17 protein-coding genes are annotated in these 17,308 nt (G+C 29.3%); 13 read left to right on the forward strand and 4 right to left on the reverse strand.

Annotated features, from left to right (window positions below):
• Nucleotides 1–44: 44 nt before the first annotated feature.
• A complete protein-coding gene (locus tag AC2GW8_RS11095) occupies nucleotides 45–1,484 on the reverse strand; it encodes a choice-of-anchor B family protein (protein ID WP_440879937.1) in 1,440 nt (479 codons plus the stop codon).
• Between the two features lie 123 nt (nucleotides 1,485–1,607).
• Here AC2GW8_RS11095 and thiL point away from each other — a divergent pair, with 123 nt between their 5' ends.
• The 13 genes from thiL (at nucleotide 1,608) to AC2GW8_RS11160 (ending at nucleotide 13,605) form a co-directional block, all read left to right on the forward strand.
• Nucleotides 1,608–2,651 (forward strand): thiamine-phosphate kinase, encoded by a 1,044-nt coding sequence (gene thiL, locus AC2GW8_RS11100; RefSeq protein ID WP_440879938.1) that lies wholly within the window; start codon nucleotides 1,608–1,610, stop codon nucleotides 2,649–2,651.
• A 475-nt stretch (nucleotides 2,652–3,126) separates the two neighbouring features.
• Nucleotides 3,127–4,026: a DMT family transporter gene (locus AC2GW8_RS11105; protein ID WP_440879939.1), complete on the forward strand. Its 900-nt coding sequence runs from the start codon at nucleotides 3,127–3,129 to the stop codon at nucleotides 4,024–4,026.
• A gap of 31 nt (nucleotides 4,027–4,057) precedes the next feature.
• Nucleotides 4,058–4,924 carry a YicC family protein gene (locus AC2GW8_RS11110; protein ID WP_440879940.1) on the forward strand — a complete coding sequence of 289 codons (867 nt, stop codon included), beginning with the start codon at nucleotides 4,058–4,060 and terminating at the stop codon, nucleotides 4,922–4,924.
• 3 nt (nucleotides 4,925–4,927) lie between these two features.
• Nucleotides 4,928–5,512 carry a guanylate kinase gene (gmk, locus tag AC2GW8_RS11115; protein ID WP_440879941.1) on the forward strand — a complete coding sequence of 195 codons (585 nt, stop codon included), beginning with the start codon at nucleotides 4,928–4,930 and terminating at the stop codon, nucleotides 5,510–5,512.
• Between the two features lie 23 nt (nucleotides 5,513–5,535).
• Nucleotides 5,536–6,126 carry a nicotinate (nicotinamide) nucleotide adenylyltransferase gene (nadD, locus tag AC2GW8_RS11120; RefSeq protein ID WP_440879942.1) on the forward strand — a complete coding sequence of 197 codons (591 nt, stop codon included), beginning with the start codon at nucleotides 5,536–5,538 and terminating at the stop codon, nucleotides 6,124–6,126.
• A gap of 163 nt (nucleotides 6,127–6,289) precedes the next feature.
• Nucleotides 6,290–7,144: a hypothetical protein gene (locus AC2GW8_RS11125; RefSeq protein WP_440879943.1), complete on the forward strand. Its 855-nt coding sequence runs from the start codon at nucleotides 6,290–6,292 to the stop codon at nucleotides 7,142–7,144.
• A gap of 665 nt (nucleotides 7,145–7,809) precedes the next feature.
• On the forward strand, nucleotides 7,810–8,373 hold the full coding sequence (locus AC2GW8_RS11130) for an RNA polymerase sigma factor (protein WP_440879944.1): 564 nt from the start codon (nucleotides 7,810–7,812) through the stop codon (nucleotides 8,371–8,373).
• 6 nt (nucleotides 8,374–8,379) lie between these two features.
• Nucleotides 8,380–8,757 carry a hypothetical protein gene (locus AC2GW8_RS11135; RefSeq protein ID WP_440879945.1) on the forward strand — a complete coding sequence of 126 codons (378 nt, stop codon included), beginning with the start codon at nucleotides 8,380–8,382 and terminating at the stop codon, nucleotides 8,755–8,757.
• 119 nt (nucleotides 8,758–8,876) lie between these two features.
• Nucleotides 8,877–9,308, forward strand: coding sequence for a hypothetical protein (locus tag AC2GW8_RS11140; protein WP_440879946.1), 432 nt, complete (start codon nucleotides 8,877–8,879; stop codon nucleotides 9,306–9,308).
• 123 nt (nucleotides 9,309–9,431) lie between these two features.
• A complete protein-coding gene (locus AC2GW8_RS11145) occupies nucleotides 9,432–10,310 on the forward strand; it encodes a hypothetical protein (protein ID WP_440879947.1) in 879 nt (292 codons plus the stop codon).
• Nucleotides 10,311–10,647: 337 nt separating this feature from the next.
• Nucleotides 10,648–11,514, forward strand: coding sequence for a M23 family metallopeptidase (locus tag AC2GW8_RS11150; RefSeq protein ID WP_440879948.1), 867 nt, complete (start codon nucleotides 10,648–10,650; stop codon nucleotides 11,512–11,514).
• Nucleotides 11,515–13,014, forward strand: a complete 1,500-nt coding sequence (locus AC2GW8_RS11155) for a GH3 auxin-responsive promoter family protein (protein ID WP_440879949.1) — start codon at nucleotides 11,515–11,517, stop codon at nucleotides 13,012–13,014.
• 27 nt (nucleotides 13,015–13,041) lie between these two features.
• On the forward strand, nucleotides 13,042–13,605 hold the full coding sequence (locus AC2GW8_RS11160; protein ID WP_440879950.1) for an MOSC domain-containing protein: 564 nt from the start codon (nucleotides 13,042–13,044) through the stop codon (nucleotides 13,603–13,605).
• A gap of 159 nt (nucleotides 13,606–13,764) precedes the next feature.
• Here the strand turns inward: AC2GW8_RS11160 and AC2GW8_RS11165 are convergent, their stop codons facing one another.
• The 3 genes from AC2GW8_RS11165 to AC2GW8_RS11175 form a co-directional block, all read right to left on the reverse strand.
• Nucleotides 13,765–15,660: a M61 family metallopeptidase gene (locus tag AC2GW8_RS11165; RefSeq protein ID WP_440879951.1), complete on the reverse strand. Its 1,896-nt coding sequence runs from the start codon at nucleotides 15,658–15,660 to the stop codon at nucleotides 13,765–13,767.
• A complete protein-coding gene (locus AC2GW8_RS11170) occupies nucleotides 15,661–16,419 on the reverse strand; it encodes a DUF4097 family beta strand repeat-containing protein (protein WP_440879952.1) in 759 nt (252 codons plus the stop codon). It lies immediately after the preceding gene.
• 81 nt (nucleotides 16,420–16,500) lie between these two features.
• Complete coding sequence (locus tag AC2GW8_RS11175; RefSeq protein WP_440879953.1) at nucleotides 16,501–17,304, reverse strand: DUF4097 family beta strand repeat-containing protein; 804 nt, start codon at nucleotides 17,302–17,304, stop codon at nucleotides 16,501–16,503.
• Nucleotides 17,305–17,308: the final 4 nt, after the last annotated feature.

Raw genomic sequence — 17,308 nt, forward strand, 5'->3', positions numbered from 1 at the left:
GCTATAAAAATTTTAAGCCTAATGAATTTAAATAACAATATTTATTAGTTTAGTATTATTTTTTTCGTTTTTGTATTGACCTTGACTAAATAAACTCCTGTTGAAAGATTACTTATGTCTAATTCAATTTTAGATGAATTTAAGTCCTTTCTTGAAATAATTTTTTTACCAATTATGGATATAATATCTAGGTTTTTTATTTTCCCTTTATTTATGGAAATTACAAGCTGCTTTTGAGTAGGGTTTGGAAATATTTTTACATTGATTTTATCTATTTTATTTTCGTCTATATCTAAAGTTCCGCTTTTTTTTACAATATATAGCCCACGATTTATATCATTGATTATTATACTTCCACTGGAGAAATAAGGGTATATACTCCAGACACCATTAAAAGCGGTGTTATCGTTTTGAGGGTAGGTGTCAAAGTAGCCAATTTCAACCATTGGATTTGATGTAGAAAATATATTCGAAATATCAAAAACTCTCATGCCAGCAGTATAATTAGATAAAAAAAACTCATTATTTTTGACGTATCCGTTATGGTCAATAGCCTTAGTTTTTCCAAAATGAGTAAAGGATAATTTCGGGTTCTCCAGGTCTTGTAGATCAAAAATTAATGATCTTGTATTCATTCCAAAGTTTTGCTCATCTTTTTCGTCACCTAAAATAAAGTAACGATGATCATCTGTAAACCAACCTTGATGTGTGTAGCCAATTTGAGGATAATTTAATGATGAAATCTTTACAATATTAGTTTTGTCCGTAACATCAAGAATGATGATTTTATTTTCATTACTTCCAATATATATTTCTTTGCCACGATGAATAGTATCAGGACCAGAATAAGTAATTACCTGAGCATCATGAGAGTATCCTTCGATTCTATAGTCGCCAATATAAGAAGGAGATGTCGGTGTGGTAATATCAATAAATATGGGACCCCCCCCATTTATCTCCCTACATCCTAACAAATATGCTACTCCTTTAGTCTCATTAATAACAATATTATGACAGCTTCCAACTCCAGTGTAAATAAAATCAGCATTAAAGTTTTGTTCAGAGGTAGCTCCTCGGAGTTTTGTTAGATCGAAAACTTGCATTCCATGTTCTCCAACATTATCAGCTACGATAAAAGCATGATTATTAAAAACTTTAATGTCTCGCCAATGACTACTCCCTTTATTTGAGTCTAATCTACCTAAAAAAACTGGGTTTATAGGGTCAGTAATGTCTATAAAGGCAGTACTGTTTGACATACCAGCGATCGCATATTCTTTATTTGTTTCCGGATCCGTCCATCCCCAAACGTCACTTCCGGTGGGAGTTCCATTTGAGTTAGCTAAAGTTTTTATAGGAATAAAACTCATTAAGTCAAAGTTATTGCAAGGATATTCATTAGCCATGCCATTGATGCAGGGAGTTTGAGACCTAACAGTAGAAAGCAACAAAAAAAAGAAGATAAAAGGTAATTTTTTCAGCATATCATACAATTAAAATAGAGGTATAGTAAATATATAAAATATTGAAATACAATGCTTAATATATTTTATTCTCTTATGCTAACTATACTATGTTAATTCTGGATATATGAGTATCTTTGTGAGATGTTAGAAAATAAAAATCAAGGAAGAACCTCATTGTCAAAGTTAGGTGAGTTTGGCTTAATAGATCATTTAACAAAGCATTTTACATTACAGCATTTTACATCAGTAAAAGGAGTAGGGGATGACGCGGCAGTTGTAGGGTCATCTGATAAACAGACGCTAATTACTACAGATTTATTGGTAGAAGGAGTGCATTTTGATCTAAGTTATATGCCATTAAAACACCTTGGTTATAAGGCAGTAATGGTAAATCTATCAGATGTTTATGCCATGAATGCAGAAGCTGAGCAAATAACGGTTTCTGTTGCCGTTTCTAACCGATTTTCCTTGGAGGCATTAGAAGAGCTTTATTCAGGAATTCAATTAGCTTGTAGTAACTATAAGGTAGATTTAATTGGAGGAGACACAAGCTCATCGAATAAAGGAATATTGATTTCGATAACAGCAATTGGTAAAGCTAAAGAGGAAGATGTCGTGTATAGAGATGGAGCGAAACCGACTGATTTGATTGTAGTTTCTGGAGATTTAGGAGGGGCCTATTTAGGTTTGCAAGTATTAGAGAGAGAGAAGCAAGTTTTTGAGGTAAATCCTCAGAATCAACCAGATTTAGATAATTATTCTTATATTATCGAAAGACAGTTAAAACCAGAAGCAAGAAGAGATATACCAAGACTTTTAATGGAGCTTAAGGTGAAACCAACATCTATGATTGATATTTCAGATGGATTATCATCAGAAATTTTTCATATCTGTACTCAAAGTAGAGTAGGTTGCAAAATATATGAGGACAAGCTTCCATTAGATCCGCAAGTTATTTCTGCATGTGAGGAGTTTGATATTGACTCAACTATGGTTGCGCTCAGTGGAGGTGAGGATTACGAATTATTATTTACGATTTCAATAAATGATTTTGATAAAATTAAAGGAAATCCAAATTTAACGGTTATTGGTCATGTTACTGAAAAAGACCAAGGACTAAACCTTGTTACCCGTGCAAATCAAGAGATAGCTCTAAAAGCTCAAGGCTGGAATTCATTTAATTAGTCAATTTTACAATGTTTTAAATTTATGAGAGGGTTTCCAATATCTCTTTGGAACGATTATTCATATTTAGAGACCTGAGTTTAGTGATCAAGCTAATGCTTTTAAATTCAGATAAAATTTATCTAGAGCAAGTATCATGAACATCATTATTAATGAATTAAAAAATAAATTGTTTTTTAAAAGAGGCTCCCCTAAATTTAGTGCAGCCCTTTTTAAAATGTGACAAAACGCACAATCTTGTTTATTTATCGAATGATATCATGCTTAGACAAATAGTTTTTTCTCACAATATAAATTAAGTTTCACCTTGTAGGGTACTTTATAACATTCAATTAGATTTTTACTTAAAATTACTTGTGAAATACACTTACATCTAGAAAAAAAACAAAGTTACATTTTGACTTCTATTTATGATTATTTTGAATAAGAGTTGGTTGATATTTCCTCATCTTTGTGTTCTTAATTTAAGCTATCAATGAATTCAAGAATATTAGCGTTGCTTGCAACATCAATAGCAACTATTATTTATGGGGTCACTTTTACCGTTGCAAAGGATGTGATGCCTGTGTACTTAAAACCATTTGGTTTTATAGTTTTGAGAGTTGGAGGAGCAGCTATTTTATTTTGGTCAATTGGTTTTTTTATTAAAAAACAAGCCATAGAAAAAAAAGATTTTAAGAGAATTGTTATTGCATCTTTTTTTGGTATTGCACTTAACATGCTTACTTTTTTTAAAGGACTTAGTTATACAACACCAATTAGCGCTTCTGTAATGATGTTAACAGCTCCAATCTTAGTGCTAGTTTTTGCTAGTTTAATATTAAAAGAGAGGTTGTTTTTAAAAAAAGTTCTAGGGGTTGTAATAGGCCTCGTGGGCGCCGTTATATTAATTCTATATGGGAACGCAGGCGGAGAAGGAGCGAAAAGCATGATGCTTGGAAACTTACTTGTTTTTATAAACGCAGCTTCTTACGGTTTATTTTTAGTAATTGTTAGAGATATTATTCAAAAGTATAACCCAATTATATTTGTTAAATGGTTGTACCTTTTTGGTTTTTTTATGGTTTTACCGTTTGGGTGGAATGAAATTATCATTGCAAAATGGTCCTCAATGACATTTTCAATCTACTCAAAAATAGGATTTGTAATTGTTTTTTCAACCTGTGTAACATACTTGTTTAATTTATTTGCATTATCAAAACTGAAACCTACTACGGTAAGTGTATTTATTTATTTACAACCAGTTGTTGCTACTATTTACGCTTTGATGGTAGGAAGTGACTCACTTAATACCGTTAAAATTATAGCAACCATACTTATATTTACAGGAGTATATCTGGTTACAATTCAAGGAAAAGAAACTACTGATAAATAAATGTATATTTGCATCCAATAAAATTGAAATTATGATCCACTCAATGACTGGGTATGGTAAATCTATTTTACAGCTACCGACAAAAAAAATTACAATTGAAATAAAATCATTGAATAGTAAAACTTTGGACCTTAGTGTTCGAATGCCTTCGTATTATAAAGAAAAAGAACTTCAAGTAAGAAAAGGTTTAGCAAGCGATTTAGTAAGAGGAAAGATAGATTTTTCAGTTTTTGTTGAAATTACTGCAGATGAAACGACAACTACTGTAAATAAGGGGGTTGTTAAGGAGTATATGAATCAGCTAAGAAATATTATTCAATCAGGCACAGGAGAAGATGTAGAATTGCTTAACATGGCTATTAGGATGCCAGATGCCTTAAAAACAGAAAGAGAGGAGTTAGATGAAAAAGAATGGGAAGAAATTGAAAAAGGTATCAAAAAGGCTACAAAGGAGATTGTTCAGTACAGGATCGATGAGGCAAAATCTTTAGAAAGTGACTTTAAGCAAAGAATAGCAAATATTAAAAACGGGCTTTGCGATATAGAGAAGTTAGACCACGAAAGAATTGAGCATGTAAAATTACGTCTTAAAAAAGCTTTGTCCGAAATCGAAACAGAGGTAGATGATAATAGATTTGAACAAGAACTTATTTATTATCTGGAGAAAATAGATATTAATGAAGAGAAAGTACGTTTAGCTAATCATTTAGACTATTTCCTAGAACAATTAGCTACGCCAGATTCTAACGGAAAAAAATTAGGTTTCATTGTACAGGAAATCGGTAGGGAGATAAATACGACTGGATCGAAAGCCAACTACGCGCCTGTGCAGAAAAGCGTGATACAAATGAAAGATGAGCTAGAGAAAATCAAAGAACAAATTTTAAATATACTATAAATAATGGCAAAGGGTTTTCAAGGCAAATTATTCGTGTTTTCGGCACCGTCTGGATCTGGAAAAACTACTATTGTACGTCATCTTTTAGCTAAAAAACGTTTCAATCTTGAATTTTCAATTTCAGCTACTTCAAGAGCGGCAAGGAGTAATGAAAAAGACGGAGAGGATTATTATTTTATTTCTCTAGAGAATTTTAAACAAAAAATTAAAAAAGGTGAGTTTCTAGAATGGGAAGAAGTATATAAGGATAATTTTTATGGAACTTTAAAAACAGAAATTGAACGAATTTGGGATCAAAAAAAACATGTCATCTTTGATATTGATGTCGTTGGAGGGTTAAGAATTAGAGAAAAATTTCCCGATAGAACATTAGCGGTATTTGTGAAACCTCCAGATATTAATGAGCTCATTAGAAGATTAAAAAATAGAGGAGAGGAAAGTGATGAAAAAATAGCATCAAGAGTGGCAAAGGCTTCTGTTGAATTAGCAACGGCACCTCAGTTTGATAAAATTATCAAAAATTATGATTTAGAAGTAGCGCTTAAAGATGCTGAATTTTTAGTGGATGAGTTTTTAGGAATTAAATAGTTAATGAATAAAATAAATAAATAATGAGTAAGAATATTGGGTTGTATTTTGGAACTTTTAATCCTATTCATGTAGGACATTTGATTATAGCAAATCATATGGTTGAAAACTCTGACTTGGACGAAATATGGATGATGGTTACTCCTCATAACCCTTTTAAGAAAAAAAACTCGTTACTTGATAATTATCATCGATTAGAAATGGTGTATTTAGCTACTAAAGATTATGATAAAATTAAACCATCAGATTTTGAATTTAAGTTGTCACAACCAAATTATACCATAACTACACTAATACAACTTACTGAGAAATATCCAGATAATAAGTTCAGTCTTATTATGGGAGAAGACAATTTAAAAAGTTTTCATAGATGGAAAAATTATGAGGCTATTTTAGATGATTATCAGGTATATGTGTATCCTAGAATTTCAGAAGGAGTTATTGAAACTAGGTTTCACAATCATCCTAAGATTATTAGAGTAGAGGCTCCTGTAGTACAAATATCATCTACTATGATCAGAAGTGGAATTAAAGAACAAAAATCGATACGCCCACTTATCTCAGATGCTGTATGGCGTTATATTGATGAAATGAATTTTTATAAAAAATTGTAACTAGAAATCATCATAAAAAAACAGAAAACTCTCCGATAGGGGAGTTTTCTGTTTTTTTATGGCTTGATAATAAGTGTCTGTTTGATTTTTAGTTAATATTTTTTTAAAACTTTTTAAGGCTTAATGGGTCAAAGAGCTAATTAACTTTAAAAAGGTAGAAATTATGATCGTAAAATTTATTAGCAGAAATGTGTGTGTCTTTTCATTTTTAGGTTTATTAACATTGGCTTCTTGTGAATCTGATGAAGAACCATTGACAATCAATGAAGCGCTGCCTACGGAAGAAATTCAAAATGTGGTTTTGACAGACGATTATGTCGCAGACATAGAATATATAATTGAAGATAATTTACTTAAATCAGAGGTGTCAGAAAAGAAAAAGATTGTTCTTGATGATAATTCAGATTGTTTCATAAGAACTATTGAAGAAACTGAAAATGGTAAAATAGTGACGTTAAATTTTGGTGAGGGATGTGAAGGAAGAAGAGGCCGAATTTTTGCGGGCAAGATAATTATTGAATATGCTAAAGAAAATGAGATTTTTATAAAAGAGACTACTTTTGAGGAGTTTTCGGTTGATGATACTAAAGTATTCGGTAATATATATTTATCAAAGGTAGATAAGAATGATAATGGAAACCCAGAGAGAGTATTTATTGTTGATATGACAATGAGCTTATCAACAGGCGAGATAATTTCTAAAAAAGGGGAAAGAATAAAGGAGATGATTGAAGGAAGTAACTCGATAGAAAGAGAAGATGATGTTTTTTTAGTTATTGGTTTTTGGGAATCAGTCAATAAAAATGGAAAATTTTATAAAACAAGCATAAAATCTCCATTAAAGAGGAAGTATGCTTGTAAGTATATAGTAAGTGGCGTTTCTCAAATAATAAAAGAGACAGAAAGTTATGTAATAGATTTTGGAGATGGCGAGTGTGACAATTTAGCAACAATAACGGACGAAAATGGCGTAAAAAGAGAAATTGTATTGAAAGATAAAAGAAAAAGTAAAATTTAGGGGTAATGAAAAACCCGTATTATTTAATACCAAAAAGTATTAGGAAGACTTATTTATTCATTTTGTTTATTATTTTATTTTGTGATAGGTGTTCAAAGTATAATGCGGGTTTAAATTAAATGTAATAAGGTAATATTTTAAATAACACAATACTGCTCCAAAAAACAAAGATTAAATATTACCGAATATATTACCATTAATCGATAGCCAATACACTTGTGCTATTGTCAGAAATTTAAAAGGTATATAAACATTTAGTATTTATATCGAATCTGAGTATGGGCTTAAAAATAACTCGTGATTATTTGGTATAATAGATTTTTACATATTTTGAATTGAGACTTTGATTAGAGGAGGTTATTGTTTTTTATTAGTTTTTCACAAATGAGTGCTACGCCCCACAGAGCACAATATGTAAATAAAGCATATGCAGTAACATTTATGAAATAAAATCAATCCCGTATTATTTACTGGATTTTTAAAAAATTTATAAGAAGGTTTTTTTAAAATAATTTAAGTATTTGTTCTGGTGTTTAATACGGGCTCAATTCAATAAATAAAAAATATTATCAAATTAAATTTGTAAATTATAAGAATAAAAAAGACTTTTCATAGTGTTTTAATCTTCTTAAATCATATAATATTAATATTCTATAAATTTCCACATGAATGAAGCTATTTTTGTAAAACAATTAATTAGTAAAAAACATAGAGAAAAAGCTTTTAGTAAGTTACTAGATCTATACCAAGAACGTTTATATTGGCATATTAGAAAAATAGTTGGAACGCATGAAAATGCAGATGATGTTTTACAGAATACTTTTATAAGAGTTTTTAAAAGTATAGAAACTTTCAAACAAGAAAGTTCTTTACACACATGGATGTATAGGATAGCATACAATGAGTCTATTCGATTTATAGAAAAAGAAAATAGAAAAAAGACCTTGTCAATGCAGAGTTTTGATAGTCAGTTTCTAATAAATTTAAAAGGAGACGAGTATTTTGATGGAAAGGCAGCTCAGATTAGGCTAAATGAAGTTTTAGAGCTACTTTCAGAAAAGCAAAAAAGAGTTTTTCAATTGAAATATTATGATAATCTAAAATTTAGAGAAGTTGCAGAGTTATTACAGATGAGTGAAAATACGATAAAAACACATTATTATAGTGCTGTAAGGCACATAGAAAAGAATATAACAGTAGTTTCCTATATAGAAAAAATTAAAGCATAGTTTGTTATGAAGAAACAAAATAATAACTTTATGTATCGCAATACATTGGATTTGGATATAGAGAAAAAACATAAAGAGGATCTAGGTTTAGAACTACCTAAAGATTACTTTATTAAGTCAAAAAACTCGATAATAGATAAGACAATTAATAATTCTAAGAACAAAGTGATTTCTTTATCTAAAAAAATACTCTTGTGGTCTTCGGCCGCTGTAATTGCATTGGTTATAGGATTTGCTATTTACAATCCTTTCCGAAGTAATTCTTCATCGGTAGAAACAGATATTTTAATTGCAACTGCATTAGCTGATGATAATGAATTAGATGCTATATTAGATAGTTTTGTAAATGATAAACTGTTAACAGAGGAAGTTTTTACAGAGTAAGTAAAGTTATGATTAATAGTTAAAACTTTTTAATTGAAGAAGGTCAAATAAGAAAAAGATCTGTATTTGTAAAATTTTATTACAGATAGATAATAACAGAAAAGATAAAGATGGAAAAAATGAAAAATATAAGTTTAATATTGTTGTTATTGAGCTTCTTTCATGTTTTTGCTCAAAAAGAGATAGAAAAGTTGGACTTATCTAACGAGCAAAAAGAGTTGTTGAGCTCTCAAAAAGAAATGATTAAAAAAAATAGTGCATACTTTAAAGCATCGCTTTCTAAAGAACAACGAGCTATTTTAAAAAATAAAAAGTTATCTAAAATTCAAAGGCAGAGAGCGCTAAAAAAAACGCTTACGAACTCACAGAAGAAGATTATTTCAAAAAATAAAACAAATATAAGATTAGCAAAAGCCAAGTTTAGAGCAACTTTAACAACTAAGCAAAAGAATTTAATTCGCGAGCGAGTATCAAATAAAGACAAAGTCAGAGCAAAAAAAAACATAAGAAGAAATATGCAAAGAGTAAAAAACAAAAGAGTTAGAAATTGATGTGAACACAATGTTTATCGTGATATTTATAAATTAATTTTTTATAATCACCTATTTTAATATTGTATATGTTTCTAATGGAGTCTCAGATTTGAATTGAAAATTATTTTTGTTGAAAAGCAAATGAAAAATATTGTTTTATTTTTATTATTAATTATATCAGTGTCTCTAACATATGGACAAGTTATAGAACATGATTTTACTGATGATGAAAATGAAATAATAAGTAATATAATTAATGAAGAAGGTTTTGATAAATTTTTGGAGTTAGCTAAATTTAAAACAGATTTTTTAGTTATTTCTATTGATTACAATAACAATACCTACTTTTCGGGAAGGGATGTTGGAATAGATCAGTTTAATATAGCTCCTCAGATAACTTATTTTAATTCACTTGGTTTGTTTCTAAATTTTGGAGCTACCTATTTTAGTGAATTTGATCCAAAATGGGATTTTACTTCTATTTCTTTGGGTTATGGGAATAATATTGTGAAAAGTAACAGGTTGAGGTGGTCTGTTTCTTATGATCGTTACTTTTACAATAATCCAGAATATAATCCCTTTAAAAATAGCTTTAATGCAGGAGTAGAGTTTGACAATAAAGGCAAAAGTATAGGAGCTGATATCATTTTTAGCTATTTATTTGGAAGTGAAAATGCCTCTCAATTTGTATTTGGTGGCTATAAAGAATTTAAATTTTTTGAAAAAGGATCAAGTCAATTTAAATTGAAGCCAGAGTTAAGAGTTACCGTGGGTCAACAAACAGTTCAGTTGGCAAGAACTTTTACATTTAGAGGTCGTCAAATCACTTTATATCAATATCATGAAGATTATGGCTTAGTTAATACACAGTTATATGTTCCAATTCAATATTCAAATAGGAATTTTGATATAGATTTAGGTTATGTTTTTAACATACCCTCAGCGTTTGAAGGAGAAGAGAATCTGTCAAGTACCAATACCTTCTCTATATCCATTTCGTACGTATTCGATTTTAATTAGATTGGATATTACAAATACACCATGATTTAGAATCTTAAATTATCGAAATAAAACATTCTTTTGTGTCTTCTATATCAGAATTAAAAGCACATATAGCTATTAGTTGTTTTTTAACTTTTTAATTTATACAAAGAAAAAATATTCTCTTTTTCTTTTTTGGAAATTTCAAATATAAAGCGTTACCAATATTGGTGTCGAATAATCAGTCGAAGTTTTGAACTATTTATGATTCAACAGAAAATATTTTTGAAATTTTCAAAAAAAAGAAAACAGAAGATAAGATGATGAAAAAGTTAAAAGACTTCATTGTATATTTGAACTTATAAATTAGTAGACTGTGTCCAGAAAAGATAAAAAACGAAAGTTCAAACAAAAACTAACAGATAAATACCGTTTGGTAATTTTAAATGAGGATACTTTTCAGGAAAGGTTTTCATTAAAACTATCAAGATTAAATGTTTTTGTTTTAGGTGGTCTTTTTTCAATTTTATTGATAGTGTTAACAACACTCTTAATAGCATTTACGTCATTAAGAGAATATATTCCTGGCTATTCTTCGACTTCTCTAAAGAAAAAGGCGACTAGGTTAACCTATGAAGCGGACTCTTTAAAGAGTAGGTTAGAAGTTTTAGAGGCTTATACAAGCGCTTTAAAACCTGTTTTAACAGGAGAAATCAAACCAGAAAAGATAGATTCAATTGTGAACATAAATGATAATGGACTTGATTTGGATGAATCAAAACTATTAGCAACTAAAAAAGACTCTTTATTCAGAGAGCAAATTGAGAGTAAAGATAGATTTCCATTATCTGATGTTAACGAAGATAGGGCTAAAAACGTTTTTTTCGCTCCTTTAACAGGAATTATTTCACAATCTTATGATGTAAAAAGTAAACATTACGCCGTGGATATAGTATCAAAAAAAGGAACACCGGTTAAAGCAATAGCAGACGGAACTGTAATTATATCCGAATGGACAGCAGCAACAGGGTATGTCATTATGATTCAGCATTCAAATGAGTTTCTGTCAGTATATAAACACAATGGTACTTTATTAAAACAGCAAGGAGAGTTTGTGAAATCAGGAGAAGTAATCGCAAATGTAGGGTCTACTGGAGAACTTACAACAGGTCCTCATCTACACTTTGAATTATGGAACGATGGGTATTCTGTAAATCCAACTAACTATATATCTTTTGAATAAATGAGTATCAAGTCAAAATTAGCAATTCCATTTGCAAATCAAATTAGGAAACAAGTATATAAATGGGCTAGTAAGCCACACAAGACTCAAAAAAAAGTTTTTGAATATTTAGTTTCGGAAGGGTGTAAAACTGCTTTTGGAAAAGATCACGATTTTATTTCTATTAATGATTACGAAGATTTTAAAAAGCGCGTTCCTATTAATGATTATGAAGGGTTGAAACCATATATAGATCGTGTAGTTGAAGGTGAAGATAGTGTAATTTGGAAAGGAAGGCCTTTATATTATGCAAAAACCTCCGGTACTACCTCAGGAGCCAAGTACATTCCAATAACCAAGGAATCGATGCCAACTCATATAAAAGCAGCTAGAAATGCCCTTTTATTCTATATCGCAGAAACAAAAAACGCAAGTTTTGTTGATGGTAAAATGATATTTTTACAAGGAAGTCCTAAGTTGGATGATAAAAATGGAGTGAAATTAGGACGACTCAGCGGTATTGCTGCGCATTATGTACCAAATTATTTGTTAAAAAACAGATTGCCAAGTTGGGAAACTAATTGTATTGAGGATTGGGATGAAAAGGTAGATAAAATTGTAGAGGAAACCGTTTCAGAAAACATGACGGTAATAAGCGGAATACCTTCTTGGGTTCAAGTCTATTTTGAGAAATTGATCGAAAAAACAGGGAAGAAGGTTACTGAAATTTTTCCAAATTTTAACTTTTTTGTCTATGGAGGAGTTAATTTTGAACCCTACAAAAATAAATTTGAAACTTTAATAGGTAAAAAGATCGACTATGTTGAGTTGTATCCTGCATCAGAGGGTTTTATAGCATATCAAGATTCTCAAACAGAAAAAGGAATGCTATTGCAATTAAATTCAGGAATATTTTATGAATTTATTCCGTCGTCAGAATTTTATAATGAAAACCCAACAAGAATATCTTTAAAAGATGTAAAATTAGGTGTTAATTATGTAATTATCTTAAATACCTCCGCAGGCTTATGGGGTTATAATATTGGAGATACAGTTGAGTTTACATCATTAAAACCCTATAGAATAAAGGTTACAGGAAGAATTAAGCATTTTATTTCTGCTTTTGGGGAACACGTTATCGGTAAGGAAGTTGAAAAGGCTTTAAACGATGCCATTCAAGGAACAGATATAAATATAAGTGAATTTACAGTGGCTCCACAGGTAAACCCTGAATCAGGATTGCCATATCATGAGTGGTTTATCGAGTTTGAAAACGAACCAGAAAACCTCGAAGAAATGGCATTGAAAATAGATGTATCAATGCAAGCTCAGAATATTTATTATAAAGATTTAATTGAAGGTAAAATTTTAAAGACTCTAATTGTAAGGAAAGTGAAAAAAGGAGGTTTCCATGAATATATGAAGTCAATTGGTAAATTTGGAGGACAAAATAAAATACCTCAATTATCTGATAACCGAAAAATTGCGAATGTTCTTGAAAATTTTTTGATTAAAAATTAAAATTAGTCAAGTCAAAAATATTTGCAGATGGAAATTATTGCAACCAACATAGGAGAACGTAAAGAAATAGATTGGAAAGGGAAGAAAGTAATAACAGGTATTTTTAAATATCCAACAAGGCATGCTATTTTCTTGAATACAGAGAAGGTTAAAGGTGATGCTATTTGTAATAGAGAACATCATGGTGGAATTGATAAAGCAGTATACGGATATTCTTTTAAACATTATGATTATTGGAAGAAACTGTATTCTAATTTAGAATGGAACTTCGGAATGTTTGGTGAGAACTTAACTATTACTGATTTAGATGAGTCGAAAGTTTATGTTGGAGATATTTATAAGGCAGGAGAGGTAATTTTAGAGGCAACTAAACCAAGACAGCCTTGTATGAAGTTAGGAGTGCGATTTAATAATATGAAAATTGTAAAACAGTTTTGGAAACAAGATTTTTCTGGTATTTATTTTAAAGTTTTAAAAAAAGGAGAGGTTAGGGCTGGTGATAAATTACAACTAATAAAAAAATGTGCCGATAATCCAACAATTGCAGAGGTATATAGATATAAAAGGATTAAAAAAAGCTTCTTAATATAACATACTAATCATAGGGGTAATGTTTTGATAATTAGTTCAGTCTTTCAATAAAAAAAAACAATATCACGAATCGTTGTTTTTAATCCTCTATTTTTTGTCTAAAATAAAAAGAGGTTATTGATGGTGCTAAGTTTTTAGTGATATTGTTTTTATTTCAGTTTATTTATAAAGCCAACTGTTTCTTAACTCTACTATTTTTTTTGATGAATTATTACTGTCTTCAATCAGGTATAGTTGCATTACTTTTGGAGGAAAAGCTTTTCCTTTTAGAGTAATTTCTTTCTGGTTTCTTAAAACCTTTATTTCTATAATTTCATTATTCTTCCACAATAAAGATTTATCAATAATAGTCAATATATCCTGTAAGCCATTGCAATTTATATTATCAACAGAAATAAGGAGGTCATTCTTTTTTAGGCCTATTGATTTTTGCCAATCATTCATTGGATATATTCCACCGATTAACCATTTATTATTTTCGTTTCTATTTAAATAAACTCCTAAAGAATTATTTGTTGGGTGAGAGAAGTAATTAGTGCTAACTTCTTTTTCTATTAATTTCAGTCCTACTTTTTTATAAATAGAATCATATGGGATTGGAATACCTCCTTTCACATGATTATTAAAGAAATTACCGATATCTTTATCTGTGATGTTGATAATTTCATCGATAAACGTATCATCTTTAAATGGTCGTTTTTCTCCAAATTTTTCAGATAATTTTTTGATAAGCTGTAAAATTCCATACTCCCCTTTGCTTTTTTCTCTTAACATAATATCTAATGCCATGGCAACTAAAGGAGCTTTATGGTAAACATTATTATATTCTCTTGAATAGGTTTTTTTTAGTATATTTTTACTTAGAGTTGTTAAAGGAAAGCTATCTGTATATATTTTTGAATTATAGTATTTTTTCAAGAGTCTTTTGTAAAATTCATTCTCGCTAATTATATTTCGATTTACTTGATAAATATTAGAAAAATATTCGGTGACGCCTTCATAAAGCCATAGATGTTGAGACATTTCTTGTGGATTATTGTAAGTAAAGTCATGAATTTGATCAGAATGGAGTTGTAATGGTGTTAGTAGATGAAAAAACTCATGAGATAAAATATCCCTAACCCTCCCAGCAAGATAGTCGTTCCCTAGTTCTTCACTAAATATACCTTGAGTTCCAAAATAATGTTCTAAACATCCAACATCAGAGTGAAATGCAGCAGGTGTTTCGTATAAAATAATTGTATATTTCTTAGGGTATTTAAAATTACCAAGGTATTTTTTTTGTTTTATAATTAATTCTTCAATACCCTTTTTTATTCCTATTACATCTCTTTTTTCTGATTTAGAAAATAAGATGAACTCTATTTCGAGGTTATCAACATTAAATGTTATTTTTTGATGGTTACTAATAAGTATTGGATTGTCTATTACTGAAAAGTAACGATCAAATTGGAAAGAAGATATTTTGGTGCTGTCTTTAGTAATTGTAGAATAATTATTCCATAATGAAGCTATATCTAAATTTTTTGGGTACGAGATATTAATATTATAGGGTACATCTTTATGATTTGAAAAGTATCCAATAACAGCCTGCATATTGAGTAGGAAATTATCGTTTTTCTCAAAATTTGTACCAAAGGTAGCTAGCATTTGATCTTTACCATGAGATATTTTTTTTGGATTTTCTCTTTCAATTATATCGTCTACCCAATAGGTTATTTTGTGTAATTTATGAATATCATGAATATACCATGTGTTTTTATCTTTACGGTCAACTTTTAGTGTATTACCATGATTGTCTTCGGCATTTAAATTATGGATGTATTGTCCGAAATCTAAATCCACATACGTACCAGGGATTATTTCGGGAATATAAAACAAGTTAGATGTAGCTGTGAAATTATTTGCGACTAAAGTTACCTGAATTTTATCATCAACCATATTAATGAGGTCTATGAAAGCCTTAAAAGAAGTACTTTTATCAGCTTTTTTACAAGAAAAAAAAGTGAGTAGTAATAGAAGTACAGTTATTTTTTTAAGATTTATTCGATACATTTATTCGTTTTTTAAGTGTTTGTCTCTTAGATATATGTTTCCTGAAATAGTAGATAAAGTTAATTTGTTTTTACCGGAATCAACAATTCCTTGAATCTTATTTGAAATTAATTCTTTATCTGAATGCCTCAATTTAATGTCTGTATTAGAGTAAATTTTCCCTGTGATTGTCTCTGCTTGCAATACTGTGTCAGAAATAAAAATATCAATATCTCCACTAATCGTTTTTAGTTTTAAATCGTTAGTGTAGTTTTTAATAGAAATATTTCCACTGATAAGATCTAGATCTAGTTTGCTATTAATTAAAGAGCTATTAACAGAACCCGAAATACTTTTTACTTTTAAGACGATAGATTTGGGGAGGTAAATTAGATAGTTAATCTTGACCTGAGGATTACAATCATTGTGATGTTCAGTACTATTTTTATTATTTTCATGATGATATCTACTTTTATTTCCACATCCCTTAAAAAAATCACCAAAGTCAGAATAAATATTTAAAACGTTATTAGATATGTTGCTTTTCAAAGTATACATATCATTATAATCGATATTATCATCATTCTTTCTAAGGCTAACAGATGCTTCAATGTATATTTCATTTTTACCCCAGTTTTTGAGTTCTATTTCATTAGCAAATTTAAAGTTTGTATCAATATTTGATATTCCTTCAGTATGCTTCTTGAAAATTACTTTTTTTTGAGAATATAGAATGTTTAAGTTCAATAAAATCCCGATGAATAATAGTATTTTTTTCATTTTATAAGTGTTTTAGTATTATAGTTTATAATAACTAATATATAAGTCAAAATAACCTGAATTAAGCGGTGTTCTTTGATTTTACTTTCTTCTTAAGTAGATATTTCCCTGAGAAGATTTTAAGCTAATTTTTACGCCTCCCTTGTTTATAGAGCCTTTTATTTTTCTATTTTCATTATTCGCAGAAAGCTCTTCTTTGGTAGGTTTTTTAAAGTTAAAGTTAGAGTAAACAGTACCGTTTGTTTTGATATCCAAATCAGCGTTTGTAGTAGAAGGCAAACTAACATCTATTTCTCCGATTGAGGAACTTATTGTTGTAGGAGAGGATTGATTTATAGTTGAAAATTCAATATTGATACCGCCAATTTTTGAATTTACAGTAATGGGACCAGTAATATTTTTCATATTAATTTCTCCAATATTTGATTTGGCTTCAATTTCTGAAGAAAATCCAACAATAGTAATATCTGCAAATTTTTTTGATTCAATTGAAAAGTTTAGGCTCTTAGGTATCTTTATAATAATAGATTCAGCATAACGTGATTTTAGATCATTCAGATGCAATATATTATTGGTCTTCTCTACGGAAAATCCAAAGCCATTAGTGTCGTCTTTACCTCCAGGAAATATGGCAGTAAGTCCTGCTTTTTTATCCTTTTTTTTTGATTTTATTAAAGATATTTTTGAGTCGAATAATTCATTGTTTTTATTTTTTTGTAAAAAAGAAAGAGTTAAATTTTTAGTATCTACTCCAACTACTTTTATTGGGGTATTCGATTGTATTTGTACTTTTTTTATTTCTTGTAAGTTGTGAGTGTATTCTTTATTTTGTGCGTATAAAGGATATAAAACGAATAATGCTATTAGTAAACTTAATTTTTTCATATTT

The sequence above is a fragment of the Tenacibaculum profundi genome (assembly GCF_057162725.1).

What these genes read in the sequence shown, in the direction of transcription:
- AC2GW8_RS11095 (WP_440879937.1), bottom strand. Translation starts at nt 1,484, where the DNA reads ATGCTGAAAAAATTACCTTTTATCTTCTTTTTTTTGTTGCTTTCTACT.
- thiL (WP_440879938.1), top strand. Translation starts at nt 1,608, where the DNA reads ATGTTAGAAAATAAAAATCAAGGAAGAACCTCATTGTCAAAGTTAGGT.
- AC2GW8_RS11105 (WP_440879939.1), top strand. Translation starts at nt 3,127, where the DNA reads ATGAATTCAAGAATATTAGCGTTGCTTGCAACATCAATAGCAACTATT.
- AC2GW8_RS11110 (WP_440879940.1), top strand. Translation starts at nt 4,058, where the DNA reads ATGATCCACTCAATGACTGGGTATGGTAAATCTATTTTACAGCTACCG.
- gmk (WP_440879941.1), top strand. Translation starts at nt 4,928, where the DNA reads ATGGCAAAGGGTTTTCAAGGCAAATTATTCGTGTTTTCGGCACCGTCT.
- nadD (WP_440879942.1), top strand. Translation starts at nt 5,536, where the DNA reads ATGAGTAAGAATATTGGGTTGTATTTTGGAACTTTTAATCCTATTCAT.
- AC2GW8_RS11125 (WP_440879943.1), top strand. Translation starts at nt 6,290, where the DNA reads ATGATCGTAAAATTTATTAGCAGAAATGTGTGTGTCTTTTCATTTTTA.
- AC2GW8_RS11130 (WP_440879944.1), top strand. Translation starts at nt 7,810, where the DNA reads ATGAATGAAGCTATTTTTGTAAAACAATTAATTAGTAAAAAACATAGA.
- AC2GW8_RS11135 (WP_440879945.1), top strand. Translation starts at nt 8,380, where the DNA reads ATGAAGAAACAAAATAATAACTTTATGTATCGCAATACATTGGATTTG.
- AC2GW8_RS11140 (WP_440879946.1), top strand. Translation starts at nt 8,877, where the DNA reads ATGAAAAATATAAGTTTAATATTGTTGTTATTGAGCTTCTTTCATGTT.
- AC2GW8_RS11145 (WP_440879947.1), top strand. Translation starts at nt 9,432, where the DNA reads ATGAAAAATATTGTTTTATTTTTATTATTAATTATATCAGTGTCTCTA.
- AC2GW8_RS11155 (WP_440879949.1), top strand. Translation starts at nt 11,515, where the DNA reads ATGAGTATCAAGTCAAAATTAGCAATTCCATTTGCAAATCAAATTAGG.
- AC2GW8_RS11160 (WP_440879950.1), top strand. Translation starts at nt 13,042, where the DNA reads ATGGAAATTATTGCAACCAACATAGGAGAACGTAAAGAAATAGATTGG.
- AC2GW8_RS11165 (WP_440879951.1), bottom strand. Translation starts at nt 15,660, where the DNA reads ATGTATCGAATAAATCTTAAAAAAATAACTGTACTTCTATTACTACTC.
- AC2GW8_RS11170 (WP_440879952.1), bottom strand. Translation starts at nt 16,419, where the DNA reads ATGAAAAAAATACTATTATTCATCGGGATTTTATTGAACTTAAACATT.
- AC2GW8_RS11175 (WP_440879953.1), bottom strand. Translation starts at nt 17,304, where the DNA reads ATGAAAAAATTAAGTTTACTAATAGCATTATTCGTTTTATATCCTTTA.